The 19301-nt window shown below is 71.6% G+C and carries 19 protein-coding genes; 7 read left to right on the top strand and 12 right to left on the bottom strand.

What is annotated here, in order from left to right:
• Nucleotides 1-10: 10 nt before the first annotated feature.
• On the bottom strand, nucleotides 11-1615 hold the full coding sequence (locus tag G7072_RS11355; RefSeq protein WP_166086438.1) for a peptide chain release factor 3: 1605 nt from the start codon (nucleotides 1613-1615) through the stop codon (nucleotides 11-13).
• Between the two features lie 199 nt (nucleotides 1616-1814).
• Here G7072_RS11355 and G7072_RS11350 point away from each other — a divergent pair, with 199 nt between their 5' ends.
• From G7072_RS11350 to G7072_RS11340, 3 genes are all read left to right on the top strand, one after another.
• Nucleotides 1815-2378 carry a hypothetical protein gene (locus G7072_RS11350; RefSeq protein WP_166086436.1) on the top strand — a complete coding sequence of 188 codons (564 nt, stop codon included), beginning with the start codon at nucleotides 1815-1817 and terminating at the stop codon, nucleotides 2376-2378.
• Nucleotides 2378-2665 carry a transcriptional regulator gene (locus G7072_RS11345; RefSeq protein ID WP_166086434.1) on the top strand — a complete coding sequence of 96 codons (288 nt, stop codon included), beginning with the start codon at nucleotides 2378-2380 and terminating at the stop codon, nucleotides 2663-2665. The genes G7072_RS11350 and G7072_RS11345 overlap by 1 nt, the downstream gene beginning before the upstream one ends.
• 108 nt (nucleotides 2666-2773) lie before the next feature.
• Nucleotides 2774-4264 carry an FAD-dependent oxidoreductase gene (locus tag G7072_RS11340; protein WP_206063088.1) on the top strand — a complete coding sequence of 497 codons (1491 nt, stop codon included), beginning with the start codon at nucleotides 2774-2776 and terminating at the stop codon, nucleotides 4262-4264.
• Here the strand turns inward: G7072_RS11340 and G7072_RS11335 are convergent.
• A complete protein-coding gene (locus G7072_RS11335; protein ID WP_166086432.1) occupies nucleotides 4251-4706 on the bottom strand; it encodes an RDD family protein in 456 nt (151 codons plus the stop codon). The genes G7072_RS11340 and G7072_RS11335 overlap by 14 nt on opposite strands.
• Nucleotides 4707-4769: 63 nt before the next feature.
• Nucleotides 4770-5678 (bottom strand): haloalkane dehalogenase, encoded by a 909-nt coding sequence (locus G7072_RS11330; RefSeq protein ID WP_166086430.1) that lies wholly within the window; start codon nucleotides 5676-5678, stop codon nucleotides 4770-4772.
• A 99-nt stretch (nucleotides 5679-5777) separates the two neighbouring features.
• On the opposite strand from G7072_RS11330, the gene G7072_RS11325 reads away from it, so the two are divergent.
• Nucleotides 5778-6176, top strand: coding sequence for an OsmC family protein (locus G7072_RS11325; protein ID WP_166086428.1), 399 nt, complete (start codon nucleotides 5778-5780; stop codon nucleotides 6174-6176).
• 20 nt (nucleotides 6177-6196) lie between these two features.
• Here G7072_RS11325 and G7072_RS11320 read toward each other — a convergent pair whose 3' ends face one another.
• Nucleotides 6197-6685, bottom strand: coding sequence for an FBP domain-containing protein (locus G7072_RS11320; protein ID WP_166086426.1), 489 nt, complete (start codon nucleotides 6683-6685; stop codon nucleotides 6197-6199).
• Nucleotides 6686-7109: 424 nt separating this feature from the next.
• Nucleotides 7110-7391 carry a type II toxin-antitoxin system ParD family antitoxin gene (locus G7072_RS11315; RefSeq protein ID WP_166086424.1) on the bottom strand — a complete coding sequence of 94 codons (282 nt, stop codon included), beginning with the start codon at nucleotides 7389-7391 and terminating at the stop codon, nucleotides 7110-7112.
• A 95-nt stretch (nucleotides 7392-7486) separates the two neighbouring features.
• Here G7072_RS11315 and G7072_RS11310 point away from each other — a divergent pair, with 95 nt between their 5' ends.
• The 3 genes from G7072_RS11310 (at nucleotide 7487) to G7072_RS11300 (ending at nucleotide 10554) form a co-directional block, all read left to right on the top strand.
• Entirely contained in the window at nucleotides 7487-8119 is a 633-nt protein-coding gene (locus tag G7072_RS11310) for a TetR family transcriptional regulator (RefSeq protein ID WP_166086422.1), read from the top strand.
• Between the two features lie 127 nt (nucleotides 8120-8246).
• Complete coding sequence (locus G7072_RS11305) at nucleotides 8247-9707, top strand: cytochrome P450 (RefSeq protein ID WP_166086420.1); 1461 nt, start codon at nucleotides 8247-8249, stop codon at nucleotides 9705-9707.
• Nucleotides 9708-9717: 10 nt separating this feature from the next.
• Nucleotides 9718-10554 (top strand): SDR family oxidoreductase, encoded by an 837-nt coding sequence (locus G7072_RS11300; protein ID WP_166086418.1) that lies wholly within the window; start codon nucleotides 9718-9720, stop codon nucleotides 10552-10554.
• 33 nt (nucleotides 10555-10587) lie between these two features.
• Here the strand turns inward: G7072_RS11300 and G7072_RS11295 are convergent, their stop codons facing one another.
• The 7 genes from G7072_RS11295 to G7072_RS11265 form a co-directional block, all read right to left on the bottom strand.
• The gene (locus G7072_RS11295) at nucleotides 10588-10992 is read right to left on the bottom strand and encodes an NUDIX domain-containing protein (RefSeq protein ID WP_166086415.1); all 405 of its coding nucleotides are present in this window, start codon (nucleotides 10990-10992) and stop codon (nucleotides 10588-10590) included.
• A gap of 51 nt (nucleotides 10993-11043) precedes the next feature.
• Nucleotides 11044-12027, bottom strand: coding sequence for an electron transfer flavoprotein subunit alpha/FixB family protein (locus G7072_RS11290; protein WP_166086413.1), 984 nt, complete (start codon nucleotides 12025-12027; stop codon nucleotides 11044-11046).
• Nucleotides 12024-12794 (bottom strand): electron transfer flavoprotein subunit beta/FixA family protein, encoded by a 771-nt coding sequence (locus tag G7072_RS11285; protein WP_166086411.1) that lies wholly within the window; start codon nucleotides 12792-12794, stop codon nucleotides 12024-12026. The genes G7072_RS11290 and G7072_RS11285 overlap by 4 nt, the downstream gene beginning before the upstream one ends.
• Nucleotides 12791-15301 carry an FAD-dependent oxidoreductase gene (locus G7072_RS11280; RefSeq protein WP_166086409.1) on the bottom strand — a complete coding sequence of 837 codons (2511 nt, stop codon included), beginning with the start codon at nucleotides 15299-15301 and terminating at the stop codon, nucleotides 12791-12793. The genes G7072_RS11285 and G7072_RS11280 overlap by 4 nt, the downstream gene beginning before the upstream one ends.
• Before the next feature lie 68 nt (nucleotides 15302-15369).
• Complete coding sequence (locus tag G7072_RS11275) at nucleotides 15370-16197, bottom strand: IclR family transcriptional regulator (RefSeq protein ID WP_166086406.1); 828 nt, start codon at nucleotides 16195-16197, stop codon at nucleotides 15370-15372.
• A 77-nt stretch (nucleotides 16198-16274) separates the two neighbouring features.
• Nucleotides 16275-17957: a formate--tetrahydrofolate ligase gene (locus G7072_RS11270; RefSeq protein WP_166090019.1), complete on the bottom strand. Its 1683-nt coding sequence runs from the start codon at nucleotides 17955-17957 to the stop codon at nucleotides 16275-16277.
• A 32-nt stretch (nucleotides 17958-17989) separates the two neighbouring features.
• On the bottom strand, nucleotides 17990-19297 hold the full coding sequence (locus tag G7072_RS11265; RefSeq protein WP_166086404.1) for a glycine cleavage T C-terminal barrel domain-containing protein: 1308 nt from the start codon (nucleotides 19295-19297) through the stop codon (nucleotides 17990-17992).
• Nucleotides 19298-19301: the final 4 nt, after the last annotated feature.

Genomic DNA, 19301 nt, shown 5'->3' with positions numbered 1-19301 from the left:
TGCGCAGGGCTCAGCCGACGCCGGCGACCAGGGTCTCCAGCACGAGGTGGGGGTGCATGCGCTCGACCGCGCCGGCCCGCCAGCGGTCGGGGAACAGCGCGAGCAGGTCGCCGTCCGAGCGCTGGAGCACCTCGACGTCGCGCAGGCTGTTGAGCTCGACGGCGTGCTCGGGCGTCGTACGACGTGCCAGCGAGTAGCCCAACCGCTCCAGCCGGACCGGAGCGTTGAACTCGCTGCCCATCCGCTGCTCGACGACCTCGAACTGCATCGGGCCGACCGCAGCCAGCACCGGGGCCTGGTCGCCGCGCATCTCCGAGCGCAGGACCTGCACGACGCCCTCCTGGTCGAGCTGCTCGATGCCGCGGCGGAACTGCTTGTAGCGCCCGGAGTCGACCGCGCGGACGGTGGCGAAGTGCTCGGGGGCGAAGCTGGTGATGGGCGGGAAGCGGACCGGGTCGCTCTCGAAGATCGTGGAGCCCACGCGCAGCGACCCGGCGTTGACCAGGCCCACGATGTCGCCGGGGTAGGCGGTCTCGACGATGGTCCGCTCACGTCCGAAGACGGCCTGGGCGTACTTCGTGGGGAACGGACGACCGGTCTCCGCGTGGGTCGCGACCATGCCGCGGCGGAAGACGCCCGAGACGACCCGGGCGTAGGCCAGCCGGTCGCGGTGGGCGGTGTCCATCCCGGCCTGCACCTTGAAGACGAAGGCGCTGAAGGGCTCGGCCAGCGCGCGGAGCGAGCCCTCGGCGTCCGCCGTGTCGGACGGCGGCGGGGCGATCGAGACCAGGGTGTCCAGCAGCTGTGCCACCCCGAAGTTGCTGATGGCGGAGGCGAAGAGGACCGGGGTCGTGTCACCGGCCAGGAAGCGCTCCTGGTCGTGGTCGGCGCCGTCTGCTTCGAGCAGCTGGTGCTCCTCCTCGGCCGCCTCCCAGGCCTCGCCCTCACGCTCGCGCGCCTCGGCCGAGGACAGGTGCTCCTCCGGGGCGCGCTTGGAGCCGCCGGCGGTGCGGGTGTAGCGGATGAAGTCGCCGCTGGTGCGCTGCAGCACGCCGCGGAAGTCGCCGGCGACGCCGACCGGCCAGGTCAGGGGAGTGGGGCGCAGCCCGATCTGCCGGTCGATCTCGTCGAGCAGCTCGAGGGCGTCGCGGCCGGGCCGGTCCCACTTGTTGATGACGGTGATGACCGGGATGCGGCGGTAGCGGCAGACCTGGAAGAGCTTGAGCGTCTGCGGCTCCAGCCCCTTCGCCGCGTCGACGAGCATGACGGCCGCGTCGACCGCGGACAGCACGCGGTAGGTGTCCTCGCTGAAGTCGGCGTGGCCCGGGGTGTCGACGAGGTTGACGACGTGGTCGCCGTAGGCGAACTGCAGCGCCGCGGAGGTGATCGAGATGCCGCGGGCGCGCTCCATCTCCATCCAGTCCGAGACGGTGCCCCGGCGGCCGGCCTTGCCGTGGACGGCGCCGGCCTCGGAGATCACCTCGGCGTGCAGCGCGAGTGCCTCGGTGAGGGTCGACTTGCCGGCGTCGGGGTGGCTGATGACCGCGAAGGTACGACGGCGTCGGGCCTCGCGGAGGACGTCGACGTCGGTGTCGGGTGACGTCGCGCCGCTCATGAGGTCGAGCCGAGGAGGTGGTGGAGACCCATGTGCGGGTGTGTTCCTCTCGATGGCGCTGCGACCGGTCATCCTACCGTCCGCGTCGGACGGGTCGTGCCACGCGGAGGGCTCGCGGAGGGGCTCAGCGGCGGCAGCTGGGGGTCGCCGTCCAGATCTCTTCTTGCCAGATTGGAAAGTGAGGAGCAAACTTTCCGTTATGGAAAGTAGTGCTGCCGGTCCGGATCCCGCCACGGCCCGCGCCGCGCTCGCGAGCGCGGACCAGGCCCGTGAGCGCATGACGTCGGGCATCCGCCTGCCCGCCGGTCTCGTGCCCGCGCTCGGCGCCGCCGTCTCCGTGCAGATCGCCACCGCCGCCTGGGGCATCGCTCAGCAGACAGCCACCGGGATGGGCGTCCTGCTCGCCGGTCTCGTGGTCTTCGCCGTCGTCGCCGCGGTGGCGCTGCGCCTGTTCCGGGGCGTGAACGGCGCCCGGGTCGACGGCCTGGCCAGCCAGGTCGTGCTCGGGACGGGCCCGCTGGCGACGGGTGCCTACATGGGCGCCCTGGCGTGCGCGACCTGGGCGGCCTTCGAGGCCGCGTGGTGGATCACGGTGGTCGCCGCGGTGGCCGGGGGAGCCGGCTACGCGCTCGGCGTACGGCGGTGGTGGGACGCGTACGTCGCCGACCCCGTCACCCACGCGCGGGGCTCCTCCCCGCGGATGCTCGCCGCGCTGGTCCTGGTGGCCGGCCTGGGGCTCGTCGTGCTCCTGGTCCTGGCCTGATGGAGAAGCTCGACCCGCTGGTCCACGCCCCCGCGCGCCTGCAGCTCCTCGCCACCCTGTCGGCGGTCTCCGAGGCCGAGTTCGCCACCCTTCGCGACGCGCTCGAGGTCAGCGACTCGGTGCTCTCCAAGCACGTGTCGGCGCTGGCGAACGCCGGCTACGTCCGCAGCCACAAGGGCACGCGCGCGGGACGACGTACGACGTGGGTGGCGCTGACCGAGGCCGGACGCACCGCCCTGCAGCAGCACGTCTCCGCGTTGCGCCGACTGATCGACGCCGTCGACTGACTCCCGCGATGGGGCCGAACGACCCTCGACCGGAGGCGCACGCGGTGCCACGATTCCTCTGAGCGGCACGGAGACGGGGCTCGGCGTGGGGAGCGTGGCCTGGTGACAGTGGAGAACGATCGAGGCGGATCGGCGGAGATCCGCGCGGACGTGTGCGTCGTGGGCGCCGGGATCGCGGGGCTGAACGCCCTGTGGGTGGCGGCTCAGTACCTGGGGCCAGACCAGACCGCGGTGCTGGTCGACCGCAACGACCGTCCCGGCGGCATGTGGGTGAACACCTACGACTACGTGCGCCTGCACCAGCCGCACCCCTTCTTCACCACGGGCAACGTCGCGTGGACCATCGACAAGCCCCCGGAGTACCTCGCCGACAAGGGGGAGGTGCTCGACCACCTCCGGCACTGCCTCGACGAGATCAAGAAGAAGACCACCGTGGTCGAGCTGTTCGGCCACGAGCTGGAGCAGCACGACGAGGTCGACGGCACCGTGCGCGTGGTGTGTCGCGGGGCCGACGGCCAGCGCGTCACCGTCGTCGCCGACCGGCTGGTCAAGGCCGTCGGGTTGTCCGTCGAGACGAACCCCGCGCTGGCGCTCAGCAGCACCGCCGTCCACTCGGTCTCTCCTGACTTCTGCGACATGCGCGACGGTGGGATCGCCCAGGACTCCGCCCCGGTCTGGATCGTCGGTGGCGGCAAGACCGCCATGGACACGGCTCTGGCGCTGGTCACGGCGCAACCCGGGCGCAGCGTGAACCTGTTGGCAGGGGCGGGGACCTTCTTCTCGCGGCGCGACTACTTCTTCGCCACCGGTGGTGCCCGGTGGTGGCGGCGGACCCTGGCCGTCCGTCACTTCGCGATGATGGCCGATGCCTTCGACGGCACGAACGCTCAGGAGGTCCTGGACGCGACGCACCGCAGGTTCGGTCATGCGGTCACCGAGCGCGCGGACCGTTACATCTTCGGACTGCTCGGCGACGACGAGGCGCGGCAGATCCGGGCCGGCCTCGACCAGGTCCGCCTGGACTACCTCGTCGACGCCGTCGACACCAGCGAAGGGGTAGAGCTTCGCCTGCGCAGTGGGGAGGTCGTGCCCGTCGAGCCCGGCACCTGGGTCGTCAACTGCACCGGCTACCTGAACGGCCGGGAGGACAACGTCCACGAGCCCTACGTGTCGGAGTCAGGGCGCACGGTGGTCATCGGGCGGACCCCGATGTTCGGGTTCACCTCGTTCGCCGGCTACTTCCTCACGCACCTGGCCTTCCTCGACAAGATCACCGAGGTCCCGCTCTACCAGCTCGACGGCGACGACCTCCTGCTGAAGTCGAAGGCCGCGTTCTCGGCGGCCGCCGCCACGCTGGTGCAGTACAACCTCGGGCTGGTGCTCGACGCCGTGCCGCGCTCGGTGTTCGCGACCTTCGGCCTCGACTTCAACCTCTGGTACGCCCCGCCCCGCACGCTCGTCGACACCCTGCGGTTCGTCGTCGCGCACAAGCGCAAGCGCCCGGCGTACCAGGCAGCCCTCGACACGATGGCGACGACGTACGACGTCCGCTGCGGGCCGGTCGAGGTCTTCCGGACCTCCGTCGCTACCGGCTCCTGACGACCCTCGTCGAGGCGGCCATGTCGCCGAGCCGCTGGTTCTTCGGGCTGGCGAGAGCGGCGACGAATCCGACCAGGTAGAAGGCGAATCCGTCGACCACGCGCATGACGGTGCGGATCAGGGCCTGCGCGGCGGTCAGCTCGGGGCCCTTGTCGGAGACGACGCGTGTCCCGACGATCCTCTTGCCGAGGGTCTGGCCGTTGGCGGCCTCGAGGCCGAAGAAGTAGCCGAAGGCCACGAGCACGGTGAGCAGGAACGGGATGCCCGTCAGCGACACGCTCGCGCCGCCGCCGTCGGCCTGGCTCTCGCCGAAGAGGATCCCCGAGACGATGAACAGCGGGAGCATCACCAGCAGCGTGTCGAGGAGCAGGGCTCCGACACGCTGGCCGACGGAGGCGTCGGCGGTGGCGTGCGGGGCGACGGGTGGAGGCATCGAGTCCATGCCCCACTTCTAGCGGCCGCCCGACGTCGCTGTCCGGCGATCACCTCAGACCCGACCGTTCGGTCATCCTCCCCCCATGAAGGCCGCGACGACCTGTCCCAGCTCCTCGCCGGCGTCCTCCTGCAGGAAGTGGCCCGCGTCGCGGATCGTCGGGTGGCTCAGGCCGCGGGCGCCGGGGACGAGCTTCTGGAGGATCGGCCCCATCGCGCCGGTGATCGGGTCGCGGTCGCTGAACGCGACGAGGAAGGGCACCTCGCTCGTCGAGAGCACCTCCCAAGCAGCGCGGTTGGCCTCGGTCGCGGGGTCGTCAGGCCGGGTGGGCACCAGCGTCGGCATGACGCGGGCGCTCGCCTTCGCGCGCTCCTCCGGGAACGGGGCGTCGTACGCCGCCCGCACCTCGTCGGAGAGCGGGTGCACGCAGCCGGCGGCGACCAGGCGGCCGATGTCGAGCACCTCGGTCGTCTCGACCGCGCGGCGGAACTGCCACCACACCTCGGGCATGTCGAAGTCCCCGGTCGGGAGTCCGGTGTTCGATGCGACCACGCGGGAGAAGCGGTCCGGGTTCTCGGTGACCAGGCGGAGCCCGATCAGGCCGCCCCAGTCCTGTCCGACGAGGGTGACCTCGCGCAGGTCGAGGTGGTCGACGACCAGCTCACGGGTCCACTCCACCAGGCGGGCGTAGGAGTAGTCGGCCTGGTCGAGCGGCTTGTCGGAGCGGCCGAAGCCGATGAGGTCGGGCACCACGCAGCGGATCCCGCGCTCGGTGAGCACGCGGATGACGTGGCGGTAGAGGAACGACCAGGACGGCTCGCCGTGGAGCAGCACCGCCACGGGTCCGTCGGCCGGGCCGGCGTCGACGTACGCCATGCGCAGCGTGCCGCCGTCGGGGTCGGCGACCTCGGCGTACCTCGGCTCCCACGCGAAGTCCGGGATGTTCTCGAAAGCGGAGTCGGGCGTGCGGAAGACCTCCATCCGCGCAGTGTGTCACCGGTCCGGATGTGACCTGCTGCCCTTGACGCTCCGCTGGCACGGCGCAGCCCACGCCGATCTCGCCGAGAGCATCATGGGGGCATGGATCTGTACACGTCAGGCGTGCGCGCAACGGCCGGCTCCCTGCGCGCTGCGGTCGGACCCGAGACGGTCGCGCTCCGTCATGCCTGGACCGAGGAAGGCGTGGTCGCGGGACCTGCTGCCAACGGCGCGCAGGTGCTCAACCTCTCGGTGGCCCTGTGCGTCCTCAACGACACCTACCGGGAGGCCGAGCGCCTCGGCATCACCATCGACGGCGTCGCGGTCGAGGCTGACGGTGGCTTCGACGAGGACTGGAAGTCGACCGGCATCAGCTACGACGTCACGATCGACTCGCCGGCCCCCGTCGAGGACCAGGCACGCCTTGCCGCCGTGGTCGACGAGGTCGCGGAGATCCCGCGGGTGCTCCGCGCAGGAGCGCGCGTGGTCCGACGGGGCTGACGTGCGGACCTAGCCGTGTCTCACGGCTGGGTCACGCGATCGACGAACTGGTCGAGGTTGCGCCGCAGACGCTCGATAGCAGCCTCGACGCTGAGGGTCTCGGGCAGCCTCACCGTGCCGGTGCGCTTCTTTCCCCTCACGTAGAGCGAGCAAGCGAGGTCGCGGCAGAGGTAGAGGCCGGTCGAGTCGCCCTTCCTGCCGGCCGCGCCGGTCTTCTGCGCGACGCTGAGGGCGACGCCGTTGCCCGAGTGCGCGGTGATGCAGACGTGGCACATCGTCTTGCGGGCGGCGCCGACGCCAGCTGTCTGGCGCAGCTGGATCCCGAGCGGAGCGCCGTCACGCTCGACGACCAGGTAGGCGCGTGACGAGCCGGACGGGTCGACCCAGCCGAGGAAGTCGAGGTCCGTCCAGGGCACGGCGGCGATGTCCGGCAGCGCGGCGCGCTTCGCCTCGCCCCGGGAGCAGTTGACGAAGGACGCTCGGATCTCGGCGGCGGTGAGCGGAGTCATGTCGTGTTTCCTCGGGTAGCAGGATGTCCTGGGCGTCGAGCGATCATGCGGACCGCCTCACTCCCACAAGGGCGGGGAGGGGAGGTGTCGTCGGGTGTCCATCGAGTCGTGGAGGACCCGTCCGACGACGAGGACGTCGCCGTCCCAGCGACAGATCAGGAAGTGGCGCGGTCGGCGCACCGTGCCTCCGCGAACGTTCGGGCGACTCTGGGACAGGTGCCAGGAGAAGATGCCGACGCCCAGCTCAGGCCTTTCCTTCCGGCCGATGCTGTTGTCGGGAGCGGCGGCGTCGCGGACGGCGGCAGCCACAGCGACGCGTAGCGTGCGCGGGCTGCTGAGCCGAACTCGTCGGCCGACCACTCGAGGATCGCGGCGATGTCGGCTTGCGCTGCCCGGCTGAGACGGTACTGCGCCACATGCGCCCCTATCGGGGATCGGTGGTTGCCGGGCGGCCGAGCCCCGCGATGTACGCGTCCAGGCTCTCGTCACCGACGTCGTCGAAGCGCCCTGCGACGACGTCCGACCATCCCAGGTCGGCGGCTCTGCGCAGCGCAGCAAGCCTCGCCTCGTCCTCCGCGTGCTCGCGCTCGAGAAGTCGGAGTCCCTCGCGGAGCACCTCGCTGGCGTTCTGGTAGCGCCCGGAGCTGACAAGCTGCTCGACGAGCTCGTGCTGGTGCTGGGTCAGGACCACGTTGCGTGTCGCCACGACAACCACCTCCGTTGGCAGTATATGCCAACACCTGTGGTGGGCTCGCGCGCGCTGCCAAGTCCGGGGATGGCCGCGCCGCTAGCCTCGGTCCCATGCCGTCCAAGGGAACGCCGTCGCTGCGCGAGTCCTTCCGGACCCACCTGCGCGAGCGCACGCTCGCGGCGGCGTACGACGAGACGGTCGCCAAGGGCTGGGACAAGGTCCGGGTCGGGCAGGTGGCCGAGAACGTCGGCACGTCGCGGGCGATGGTCTACAAGGAGTTCGGCGACAAGCAGGGGCTGGGGGAGGCGCTGGTCCTCCACGAGAGCGAGCGGTTCCTCGTCGGCATCCAGGAGGTCCTCGCCGAGCACGAGGGTGAGGCTGACGTCGTGGGCGCCGTCCGCGCCTCGGTCGACTACACAATGGCACAGGCCGCGGCGAGCCCTCTGCTACGCGCCATGCTGGTGACCCACCGCGAGCCCTCCGTCGGGCCCAGGGTGCCGGAGACCGCCGCCGGGGCACTGCCGCTGCTGACCGCGTCGAAGCAGCTCGTCGACCTCGCCGGCGACACGCTTGTGGCCTGGCTGGGGAGCCGACTGCCCGATCGGGACCCGGTCGAGCTGCGCGAGGGCGCCGATGCCCTGATCCGCCTGACCGTCAGCTACGTCGCCCTTCCCGGCGACGACCCGGCGGGGACGGGACGGCTGATCTGCGACGTCGCGCTGCGCTACCTCAGGCTGGCCTGAGCGACACGCGTCACGTTCCTGTGCCGTCCGTTGACAAAAACACTACTTCTGTCACAGGCTGCTTCCTGTCGCCCGGGCCCTTGGACGGCACCCGCCACGGCGGTCGGCGTACGGGAAGGACGGCTCGATGACCAACCTGGCGCGATCCACCACCACGAGGCGGCGTGAGCGCCTCTCGTCGGTCCTGGTGGCCCCCCTGCCGCCCCGCGTCGACGACGCGTGGTCCGGACTCACCGCGCGCTGGGCGATCAGCGACCTCACCCCGCCGCCGGCCGAGGTCGGCGCGCAGCCGGTGCCGGGGTCGCAGGGTCTCCCGGTGGTCGGGCACAGCCTCGACTACATCCGCTTCGGCACCGACTACCTGCGCGCGCGCTCCGAGCGGCTCGGGCCGGTCTGGTGGATGGGCTCGCCGGGCGCGCGCGTCGTGGTCGTCACGGGGGCGAGCGCGACGCAGGAGGTGCTGACGACGAAGGCGAAGTCGTTCTCCCAGGACGGGTGGAACCACCTCATCGAGGCGTTCTTCCGCCGGGGCCTCATGCTGCTGAGCTTCGACGAGCACCGGCTCCACCGCCGCATCATGCAGGAGGCGTTCACCCGCGACCGCCTCGCGGCGTACGGCGCGCAGCTCGCCCCGGTCGTGCGGGAAGGTGTGGCCGCGTGGCCCGTCGACGAGGCCTCGCCGATCTATCCCCGGCTCAAGACGCTGACCCTCGACATCGCGAGCGAGGTCTTCATGGGCGGGCGTGGCGGGACCGACGAGATGGAGCGCCTCAACCACGCCTTCGTCGCCACCGTGCGTGCGGGGAACTCCCTGGTGCGCCACCCGCTCCCCGGCACGCGCTGGCGGGCGGGGATGCGGGGTCGCGAGGTGCTCGAGGACTACTTCCGCCGCCACCTCCCGGCGGCGCGCCAGGGTGACGGGGACGACCTCTTCGCCGGCCTGTGCCGGGCGCGCACCGATGAGGGCGAGGCGTTCACGGACACCGACGTGGTCGACCACATGATCTTCCTGATGATGGCCGCGCACGACACCTCCACCATCGCGACGGCGGCGGCGGCGTACTACCTGGCGCTCCACCCGGAGTGGCAGCAACGCGTCCGCGCCGAGTCGGACCGGCTCGGTGACGGGCCGCCGAACATCGACGACCTCGAGTCGCTCACGTCGCTCGACCTCGTCGTCAAGGAGGCGCTGCGCCTGGTCGCGCCGGTGCCGATCGCGATGCGGCGGTCGGTCGCGGACGTCGAGGTCGGCGGCCGCTGGATCCCGGCCGGCACGGTCGTCGCGGTCGCGCAGGTGATGAACCACTTCGACACCGAGTGCTGGAGCGACCCCCACCAGTTCGATCCCGAGCGCTTCGCCGATTCACGTCGCGAGGACAAGAATCACCGGTTCGGCTACGTGCCCTTCGGTGGCGGCGCCCACAAGTGCATCGGGATGCACTTCGGCACCCTCGAGGTGAAGGCGATTCTCCACCAGATGCTGCGCACCTACACCTGGACCTTGCCCAAGGGCTACGCGGCTCGATGGGACTACACGTCGCTTCCCGTGCCGGCCGACGGCCTGCCGATCACCCTGACCCGTCGATGAAGGAGAGCGCATGAGCAAGCGGACGACGTCGTACACCAGCAGGACGGTGGCGATCACCGGGGGAGCCCGCGGGATCGGCTACGAGACGGCGCGAGAGCTGCTGCGCCGCGGGCACCGCGTGGCCCTCGGCGACATCGACGAGGCGCGGCTGAAGGAGGCGGCCGACCAGCTCGGCGTCACGACGTACACCCGGCTCGACGTCACCGACCCCGACTCGTTCCGCGACTTCCTCGACCTCGTCGAGCGCGACCTCGGGCCGCTCGACGTGCTCGTCAACAACGCCGGGATCATGCCGACCGGGCACGTGCATGAGGAGGACGACGCCGTCACGCGACGGCAGGTCGAGATCAACGTGCTCGGGGTGATGTTCGGGACCCGGCTCGCGCTCCAGCGGATGCTGCCGCGACGCTCGGGCCACATCATCAACACCGCGTCGCTCGCCGGCGAGCTCGCGATGCCGGGGCTGGCGGCCTACTGCGGCACGAAGTACGCCGTCATCGGGTTCACCGAGGCGGCGCGCCAGGAGTACCGCACCTCCGGCGTCCACCTGTCGACCGTGCGGCCGACCTTCACCAACACCGAGCTGGTCGCGGGCACGGGTGGGGTGAAGGGCGTGCGCAACGCGGAGCCCGAGGAGATCGCGCGGGCCACCGCGGACCTCATCGAGCGGCCGCGGCCGTTCGTGCGGGTGACGAAGGTGGCCGGAGGGATGACGGCGGCGATGAAGTTCGTGCCCGAGCGGGTCGCGGTGCGGCTGCGGTCGGCGCTGGGTGGGGAGTCGATGTTCCTCGACGACGTCGACCTCGACCAGCGGCGCGACTACCTCGACCGGCTCCGCAGCAGCTGAGCGTGCGCGTGCACCGCCACGACCGTCTCCAGGTCAGGCTCGGCCGCCCCGGAGGGCCGTGGTCACCACGGAGCCGATGGCCTCGTGAGCCAGCGGAGGCAGCTCCTCGAGGCGGAACCATCCGATCTCGTCGTGCTCGTCCGGTGCGACGTTCGCCGGTGTCCCCTCCCACTCGGCGACGAGCCAGGCGCTGAGACGCAAGGACTCCGGACCGCTTCCCAGGTCCAGACGGCACAGCCACGTCGCTGACTCAGCTGCCATCTGGACCCCGAGCTCCTCGCGCATCTCCCGGCAGAGCGCCCCCAGCTCGGTCTCGCCCTGCTCGACGTGCCCTCCGGGCAGGTCCCACACGTCCGGGTAGGACTGACGAAGTGGACTCCGGTGGACCAGCAGGACCCGCCCGTCCCGGACTAGCGCTGCGGTGACGACGTGGTGCATGGCGTGCAGTAGAGCACGAAACTCCGACCAACGACCGAGGTCGGCGTCGGCTCAGCGACGCTTGCGGATCTCCTCGACGACGGCCGGCACGACCTCGTGCATGTCACCCACCACGGCGTACGTCGCTCGCGTCATCATCGGCGCCTCGTCGTCGGTGTTGACCGCGATGATCGTCTTCGACGACGCGCACCCGGCCCAATGCTGGATGGCGCCGCTGATGCCGCAGGCGATGTAGACGTCAGGGGCGATGCGGCTGCCGGTCTGACCGACCTGCTCGTGGTGCGGCCGCCAGCCCAGGCTGGTGACCACGCGCGTGACGCCGACCGCGCCGCCGAGCAGCTCGGCCAGCTCCGTCACGGGGCCGAACCCGCCCGGCCCTCCGGCGCCGCGCCCGGCGCCGACGACGACCGGGGCGGAGGTCAGGCTGCCGGATGCGTCCGCGACCCGCTCGGTCGTGCGCACCACCCGGGCCGCCAGCTCCTCAGGAGGTACGGCGACCGCGTGCTCGGTCCAGGCGGCCGGCTCACCACCGGTCTCCTCGGCCCTCCAGGCGTGACCCGCCACGGTGAACACGGCGGGCTGCTCCTTCAGCGACATCTCCTCGAACGCCGACCCGCCCGCGACCTGGCGCCGCACGGTCAGCGGCGACGCGCCCTCGAAGGACACGACGTTCGCCGCCATCGGCACCTCCCACCGTGCGGCGAGGTGGGCGACCACCTCCATGCCCCGCGGCGTGCCGCCGGCCAGCACGGCCACCACGTCGACGGCGTCGTCGAGCAGGGTCTCCACGGCCGTCGCCCACGCCGCCCCGCCGTACCGGGCCACGCCGTCGCCCACCGCCTGCTTCACTGCGACGGCGCCGTGCCGGCCCAGCGTCGCGGCCACGGCGCCCGCGTCGGGCACCGGGCCCACCACGGCTGCATGCACGTCCGAGCCGGCGGCGGCGCCGAACGAGCGCGCCAGCGCGAGCGACTCCAGCGAGACCTCGTCGACCTCACCGGTCGACGGGTCGACCTCGCAGACCACCAGGATCATCGGAGGACCCCCAGCTTCTCCAGCACCTCGACGACGGCGGGCGCCGCGGCCGCGCCCTGGCCGATCACCTCGGCCTCGCTGGGCGCCGGTGGCGGCACGTGCCAGCGCACCCGGCCACCGCCGGCCGGCGTACCGACGGGCCCGCGCTCCTCGATCTGCACCTTCTTCGCCGCCATCCGCCCTCGCAGCGTCGGGTAGCGCGGCTCGGCGCCACCCTCGAGCACCGAGACGACCGCGGGCAGCGGCAGCTCGTAGGTCTCGTCGGCGTACGGCCCCTGCACCTGCGCCACCAGTACGCCATCGCTGACCTCCAGCATCCGCGCGCCGGTGACGATCGGGCGACCGAGCGCGTGGGCGACCCGGATCGGCACCTGGAAGTCACCGGTGTCAGCCGCGTCGTTGCCCAGCACCACCAGGTCGTACGTCGACCCGCTCGCGCACGCGTCGCGCACCACGGCTGCGATCTGGGCCGCCACGTCGGCCGGGCCCATCGCGGCGACGTCCGCCTCGACCAGGATCCCCGCCCCGGCGCCCAGCGCCATCGCGGAGCGGATCTGGTCGGTGGCGTCCGACGACCCGACGCTGAGCACGGTCACGTCACCGTCCCCGGCCTCCGCGACCCGGATGGCCAGCTCGACCGCGCAGGAGTCGTGGTCGCCGATCGTGTAGCCGGTGAACCGGCCGTCGAGGCCCTGCCCGTCGTCGGTCAGCACGACCTCGCCGGACGTGTCGGCGACCCGCTTGACCGCCACGAGGACCCGGGTCACGACCGCAGCCGCTCGTTGTCGGGGTCGAAGACCGGCGTCGCGTCCGCGCTGAGCACGGTGACGGGATAGAGCTCCTCCATGTAGGAGACCGCGAGCGACGTGCCGACGGCCGCCTGCTCCGGCGGCAGGTAGGCCATGAGCAGGTGCTTGCCGAGGCTCGGCGCCGAGCCGGCGGTGGTGACGTAGGGGTGATGCCCGTGCGCATCGGTGATCGGCGAACCGGACGCGGTCAGGATCGGCTCGCCGCCGAGCATGTAGCGCTTCACCCCTGACGCCGACGTGTGGTCGTCGACGCCCAGGGTGCACATGACCCGGTCGGGTTCCTTCTCCCGCTGCGCGAGGTAGGCGTCGCGCCCGGTGAAGTCCGCCTCCTTGACCCGCGGCCGCTGCATGCCGGCCTCGACGATGGTGCGCTCGGTGTCGAGCTCGGCACCGTAGGCCCGGTAGCCCTTCTCCAGCCGCCCGGTCGTGCCGTAGACGCCGATGCCGACCGGCACCGCACCGTCGGGCCCGCCGGCCTCGTGCAGCAGCGACCACAGCCGGGCGCCCTGCTCCATCGGCACGTAGAGCTCCCAGCCCAGGTCGCCGACGTAGGAGATCCGCGAGGCCAGCACGTCGAGGCTGCCGACCTCGATGCCGCGCGCGGTGGCGAAGCCGAAGCCCTCGTGGCTGATGTCGGCCACGGTGAGGCGCCCCAGGATGTCGCGGGCGCGCGGGCCCCACAGCCCGATCGTGGTGTACGCCGACGTCAGGTCGGTCACCGCGGCGCCGAGGCCTCGGGCGTGGGCGCGGAACCAGGCCAGGTCGGCCATCCCGTGCGCGCCGCCGGTGACGACGCGGAAGTGGTCGGCGCCCAGGCGCATCACGGTCAGGTCGGAGCGGAAGCCGCCCTTGGCGTCGAGCACGGGGGTGTAGACGACCCGGCCGGGCGCGACGTCGACCTGCGCCACCACGGTCCGCTGCACGGCCGCGAGCGCGTCCGGCCCGGCGACGTCGAAGATGCAGAACGCGCTCAGGTCGACGATGCCGGCCCGCTCCCGCATGGCCAAGTGCTCGGCGTTGATGATGGGGCTCCACCACCGGCTGTCCCACTCGGCCTCGCGCGGCATGACGGCGTCGCCGTACTCGCCCAACAACGCCTCGTTGGAGGCGTACCACTGCGGGCGCTCCCACCCGACGGTCTCGAAGAGCTCCGCGCCCCGCGCGACCTGGTCGTCGTACATGGGGGAGAGGCGCTTGCGGCGCTCGGAGGTCCACTGCTCGCCGGGGTGCACGATGCCGTAGGTCTTGATGAACGCCTCCGACGTGCGCGCCCGCACGTGCTCACGGGTGCGCTGGTGGGGGTGGAAGCGGGCGATGTCGCTGTGGTGCAGGTCGATCTCGGAGTAGCCGTGCGTCATCCACTCCGCGACCGCTCGACCGACGCCGGGGCCCTCCTTGATCCAGACCGCCGCCGCCGACCAGAGGCCGCGCACCTCGGGGCTCTCGCCGAGGATCGGAGCGCCATCTGGTGTGAGTGACAACAATCCGTTGATGGCGTAGCGGATCTCGGCGCCGTCGGCCCCGAGCGCCTCGGGCATCAGCTCCAGCGCGGTCTCGAGCTGGGGGTCGAAGTCGTCGGCGGTGAAGGGCATCTCCGTCGGACTCAGCTTGGCCCGGTCGATCGAGGGGATCTCCTCGGGGTCGTGCAGGATCGCGCGGTGGGCGTAGGAGCCGACCTCCATGTCGGCGCCGTGCTGGCGCTCGTAGCAGAGCGAGTCCATGTCGCGGATGATCGGGAACGAGATCTCGCCCTCGAGCTCGGCGAGCTGGGGGATGGGCCCGACGCTGATCATCTGGTGCACCGCGGGGGTGAGCGGGATCGACGCCCCGGCCATCGCGGCGAGGTGCGGGCTCCAGACGCCGCAGGCGATGACGACGGTGTCGCAGGCGATGTCGCCCTGGTCGGTGCGCACGGCGCGCAGCGCGCCGTCGACGACGTCCATGCCGGTGACCTCGACGTTGGGTACGACGGTCAGCGCGCCGGCGGCCATCGCCTCCTCCCGCATGAGCGTGCCTGCGCGCAGCGAGTCGACGACGCCGACCGAGGGTGTCCAGAAGGCGCCGATGATCTCGGAGGTGTCGATGAAGGGCACGCGCTCGGCCACCTGCTCGGGCGTGACCAGCTCGGCCTCGATGCCCCACGCCTTGGCGCTCGACATCCGTCGGCGCAGCTCCTCCATGCGCTCCTCGGTGCGGGCGATCTCGAAGCCGCCGCACTGGGTGAACACGTCGAGCTCCTGGTACTGCTTCACCGAGTCGAGCGTCAGGTCCGTGATCTCGCGGGAGTGGTCGACGGGGAAGATGAAGTTCGACGCGTGGCCGGTCGAGCCGCCGGGGTTGGGCAGCGGGCCCTTGTCGATCTGCACGATGTCGCGCCAGCCGAGGCGAGCGAGGTGCTGGACCAGGCTGTTGCCGACGATGCCGGCTCCGATGACGACGACCTGGGCTGACTGCGGCAGGGGCACGAAGACCTCCGGTGGGTGTGGCGCGCATGTTGCGCCATGCGCACGTCATCGCGTCATGCGAGACGATCTCAACTCTCGTGTGCGGGCCGTCGCGGTGTCAACGGATCATCGTCCTCGGTGTCGGTCCACCCCAGCGCCAGCGACGCGTCCCGGGCGGCGCGCAGCAGCGGCTCGATCGTTGCGGTGACCGTGCCGGCGTCCATCCGGTGCGTCGAGCCGCTGACGCTGGCGGCCGCGACGACCTCCCCGTGGGCGTCCCGGATCGGCGCGGCCAGGGCGGTGAGCCCCTGCTCGAGCTCGTCGACGGCGAGTGCGTAGCCGAGCTCGCGGACCTGCGCGAGCTGGCGGTGCAGGGTGGCGCGTCGCGTAACGGTGCGGGGGCCGTGCCGCTCCAGGTGGGGCACCAGCTCGTCGACCTCCTCGCTGGGGAGGTGGGCCAGCAGCACCTTGCCGTTGCTGGTGGCGTGCAGCGGGATGCGCTGGCCGACCCAGTTGTGCGGCTGCAGCGTGGACTCCCCGGCGATCTGGTCGACGTAGAGCGCGGTCGAGTCGACGAGCACGGCCAGGTTGATCGTCTCGCCGGTCTCGGCCGCGAGCCGTTTGCACATCGGTCGCGCCAGCTGGACGAGGTCGCTGCGGGCGGCCGAGGTGCCGGCGATGCGCACGAGCGAGAGCCCGATGCGGTACTTCCGCTGGTCGTCGGCCTGCTCCACGAGCCCACGCGCCTGCATCGTGGCGATGAGCCGGAAGGCGGTGCTCTTGTGGACGCCGAGCTCGGTGGCGACGTCGGTCACGCCGGCCTCACCCTCGCGCGCGAGGATCTCGAGTATGGTGATGGCGCGGTCCACCGACTGCACGCGGACGACGTCAGTTTCGCTTCCGGTCTCGTCGCTCATAGTGGCAGCCTAGCCGCGTTGCGCATCACGCAACGCGTTGTGCAGGACGCAACCGCTCCGGGACGCATCTCAGCCGCTCACGACAGCCCACTGATCCGTCCCTCGGCGTCGATCGACATCCGGCTGCTCGCCGGCACCTTCGGCAGTCCTGGCATCGTCATGACCGCTCCCGCGACGAGCACGACGAACCCGGCCCCGGCGCTCAGCCGCACCTCCCGTACGTCGACCACGTGCCCCTCCGGCGCGCCCACCCTGGCGGGGTCGGTGGTGAAGGAGTACTGCGTCTTGGCGAAGCACACCGGCAGGTGGCCGAAGCCGTCGGCCGTGATCCGGTCGAGCTGCTTCTGCGCCTTCGCGCCGAACGTCACCCCGTCGGCCCGGTAGACCCGCCGCGCGACCGTCGCCGCCTTGTCCGCCACCCCGCCCTCGTCGGGGTAGCAGAAGGAGAAGTCGACCTCGTCCTTGTCGAGCAGGTCCTGCACGGCGTCGGCCAGCTCGACCGCCCCGGCGCCGCCGTCGGCCGCGTGGGTGCTGGCCACGGCCAGGCAGCCCTCGAGGTCGGCGATCTCGCGCACGGCCTGCACCTCGGCGTCGGTGTCGGTCGGGAAGCGGTTGATCGCCACCACGGCGGGGACCCCGAAGACGTCACGCAGGTTCTGCAGGTGCCGCGTGAGGTTCGCACCGCCGCGGCGTACGGCGTCGACGTCCTCGCCCTCCGAGCCGACCGAGCCCACCGCGACCCCGCCGTGGTGCTTGAGCGCCCGCACCGTCGCCACCACCACCGCAGCGCTGGGCCGGAGTCCGGACAGCCGGCACTTGAGGTCGAAGAACTTCTCCGCCCCCAGGTCGGAGCCGAACCCGGCCTCGGTCACCACTACGTCGTTGAGCCGCAACGCCGTGCGCGTGCCGAGCACGGAGCTGCAGCCGTGGGCGATGTTGGCGAAGGGCCCGCCGTGCACGAACGCGGGGGAGTGCTCGAGGGTCTGCACCAGGTTGGGCTGCAGCGCCTGCGACAGCACGATCGTCAGCGCCTCCTGGGCCTCGAGGTCCGCCGCCGTGACCGGAGCACCGCCGCGGGTGTGGGCCACGACGATGCGCCCGATGCGCTCCTTGAGGTCGGTCAGCGAGGTCGCCAGGCAGAAGATCGCCATCAGCTCGCTCGCCACCACGATGTCCCACGCGTCCTCGCGCGGCACGCCGTTGGTGGTGCCACCCAGCCCGATGACGACGTCGCGCAGCGCTCGGTCGTTCATGTCGAGCACCCGGCGCCAGGTGATGGTGCGGGGGTCGATGTCGAGGGCGTTGCCGTGGTGCAGGTAGTTGTCGAGCAGGGCGGCCAGCAGGTTGTTGGCCGCCGCGATGGCCGCGAAGTCGCCGGTGAAGTGCAGGTTGATCTCGGTCATCGGCACGACCTGGGCGTAGCCGCCGCCGGCCGCGCCGCCCTTCATCCCGAAGACCGGGCCCATGCTCGGCTCCCGCAGCGCCGCGGCCGCCTTCACCCCGATCCGGCGCAGCCCGTCGACGAGGCCGACCACGGTCGTAGTCTTGCCCTCGCCGGCGGGCGTGGGGGAGATGCCGGTGACGAGCACGAGCTTGCCGAGCGGCGCGTCCTCGATCGTGGCCAGCCAGGCCCGGTCGAGCTTGGCGATGTGCCGGCCGTGGGGCAGCAGCGCCTCCTCCGGAACGTCGCACATCTCCCGCGCCACCCGGGCGATCGGCCAGAGTTCGGCGGCCTGCGCGATCTCGCCGTCGGAGGGCATCCGGCCGGTCTCGTGCCCGCCCACCCGGGTGCTCACACCGCCGCGTCGAGGCCGCGCGCCTTGAGCAGCTCGCGCTGGTTGGGGTTCACCGAGGGGCGGAAGGGCATCTCCACCACCTCCGCTTCGACGGGCACGCCCGAGGTGTCGGCGTACTCGTCGGGCAGGTGCACCAGCAGCTCGGTGCCGATCGCGGCCGACGCGATCGGGACGTGGCCCATCGCGATGTTGCCCTCGAGCTCGGGGGAGAACCACGGCGAGGTGACGTAGCCGATCGGGTCGCCGCCGTCGCGCGGGCTGATGAGCCAGAAGTCGGGCGCGTAGTCGTCGATGGGCAGCCCACCGAGGCGCAGTCCCACAAGCGTGTGGGTGTACGGCGGATGGCCGGACTCGAGTGCGTCGCGGGCGGCCTCGAGCGCTGCCTTGCCGATGTAGTCGGCCTCCTTGGTGCGCGGCACCTGGTAGCCGAGGTTGACCTGGAAGGGCAGCGTCTCGACGTCCATGTCCTGGCCCCACGACAGGATGCCCGCCGCGATCCGGCGGTGGTGGGCGGGCGCGATCACGGCGAGGTTGTGCTTCTTGCCGGCCTCGAGCACGGCGTTCCACAGCTTCTCGGCGTGGATCGTGGCGTCCATCAGGTAGATCTCGTAGCCCTTCTCCCCGGAGAAGCCGGTCTGCGAGACGATCACGCCGCAGCCGTCGACGGTGCCTGCGTGCAGCCCGTACGACGGCAGCTCGCCGATGGCGGGCCCGAACAGGTCGGTCATGAGGTCGATCGACTTCGGGCCCTGGATCTGCACCGGCGCGACGTCGATCTCGTTGATGTCGACGTCGAAGCGGCGCCCGACGTTGACGCCCTGCAGCCAGAACATGAGGTCGGAGTCGGACAGGCTGAACCAGTACTCGTCCTCGGCGATGCGCAGCAGGACCGGGTCGTTGAGGATGCCGCCGGCCTCGTTGCAGAGGATCACGTAGCGGGCCCGCATCGGCGGGATCTTGGTGGCGTCGCGGGTGATGACGAAGTTGACGAAGTCGGCCGCACCGGGGCCCTTGACCTGGATCTGCCGCTCGACGGCGACGTTCCACATGGTGACGTGGTTGACCAGGGCGTCGTACTCGACCATCGCGCCGCCGTCCTCGGGGCGCACGTAGCCGCGCGGGTGGTACATCCGGTTGTAGACCGAGGCGCGCCAGCAGCCGGCCTCGGCGGAGAGCTGCCAGTACGGCGACTTGCGGATGCGGGTGTCGATCAGCATCTCAACCGGGGTGCGTCCCGACTGGCGCAGGTTGATCGGGACGAGGCGGTCGGACTGGTCGACGGAGGGGTAGTTCGTGCTGATCATTCAG

This window comes from Nocardioides sp. HDW12B (assembly GCF_011299595.1).
Taxonomy (GTDB): domain Bacteria; phylum Actinomycetota; class Actinomycetes; order Propionibacteriales; family Nocardioidaceae; genus Marmoricola_A.
This window is presented reverse-complemented; position numbering and strand designations above follow the sequence as displayed.

Bases quoted from the DNA above. Each gene is read 5' to 3' on its own strand.
- G7072_RS11355 (WP_166086438.1), bottom strand. From the start codon at position 1,615: ATGAGCGGCGCGACGTCACCCGACACCGACGTCGACGTCCTCCGCGAG.
- G7072_RS11350 (WP_166086436.1), top strand. From the start codon at position 1,815: ATGGAAAGTAGTGCTGCCGGTCCGGATCCCGCCACGGCCCGCGCCGCG.
- G7072_RS11345 (WP_166086434.1), top strand. From the start codon at position 2,378: ATGGAGAAGCTCGACCCGCTGGTCCACGCCCCCGCGCGCCTGCAGCTC.
- G7072_RS11335 (WP_166086432.1), bottom strand. From the start codon at position 4,706: ATGGACTCGATGCCTCCACCCGTCGCCCCGCACGCCACCGCCGACGCC.
- G7072_RS11330 (WP_166086430.1), bottom strand. From the start codon at position 5,678: ATGGAGGTCTTCCGCACGCCCGACTCCGCTTTCGAGAACATCCCGGAC.
- G7072_RS11325 (WP_166086428.1), top strand. From the start codon at position 5,778: ATGGATCTGTACACGTCAGGCGTGCGCGCAACGGCCGGCTCCCTGCGC.
- G7072_RS11320 (WP_166086426.1), bottom strand. From the start codon at position 6,685: ATGACTCCGCTCACCGCCGCCGAGATCCGAGCGTCCTTCGTCAACTGC.
- G7072_RS11310 (WP_166086422.1), top strand. From the start codon at position 7,487: ATGCCGTCCAAGGGAACGCCGTCGCTGCGCGAGTCCTTCCGGACCCAC.
- G7072_RS11305 (WP_166086420.1), top strand. From the start codon at position 8,247: ATGACCAACCTGGCGCGATCCACCACCACGAGGCGGCGTGAGCGCCTC.
- G7072_RS11300 (WP_166086418.1), top strand. From the start codon at position 9,718: ATGAGCAAGCGGACGACGTCGTACACCAGCAGGACGGTGGCGATCACC.
- G7072_RS11295 (WP_166086415.1), bottom strand. From the start codon at position 10,992: ATGCACCACGTCGTCACCGCAGCGCTAGTCCGGGACGGGCGGGTCCTG.
- G7072_RS11290 (WP_166086413.1), bottom strand. From the start codon at position 12,027: ATGATCCTGGTGGTCTGCGAGGTCGACCCGTCGACCGGTGAGGTCGAC.
- G7072_RS11275 (WP_166086406.1), bottom strand. From the start codon at position 16,197: ATGAGCGACGAGACCGGAAGCGAAACTGACGTCGTCCGCGTGCAGTCG.
- G7072_RS11270 (WP_166090019.1), bottom strand. From the start codon at position 17,957: ATGCCCTCCGACGGCGAGATCGCGCAGGCCGCCGAACTCTGGCCGATC.
- G7072_RS11265 (WP_166086404.1), bottom strand. From the start codon at position 19,297: ATGATCAGCACGAACTACCCCTCCGTCGACCAGTCCGACCGCCTCGTC.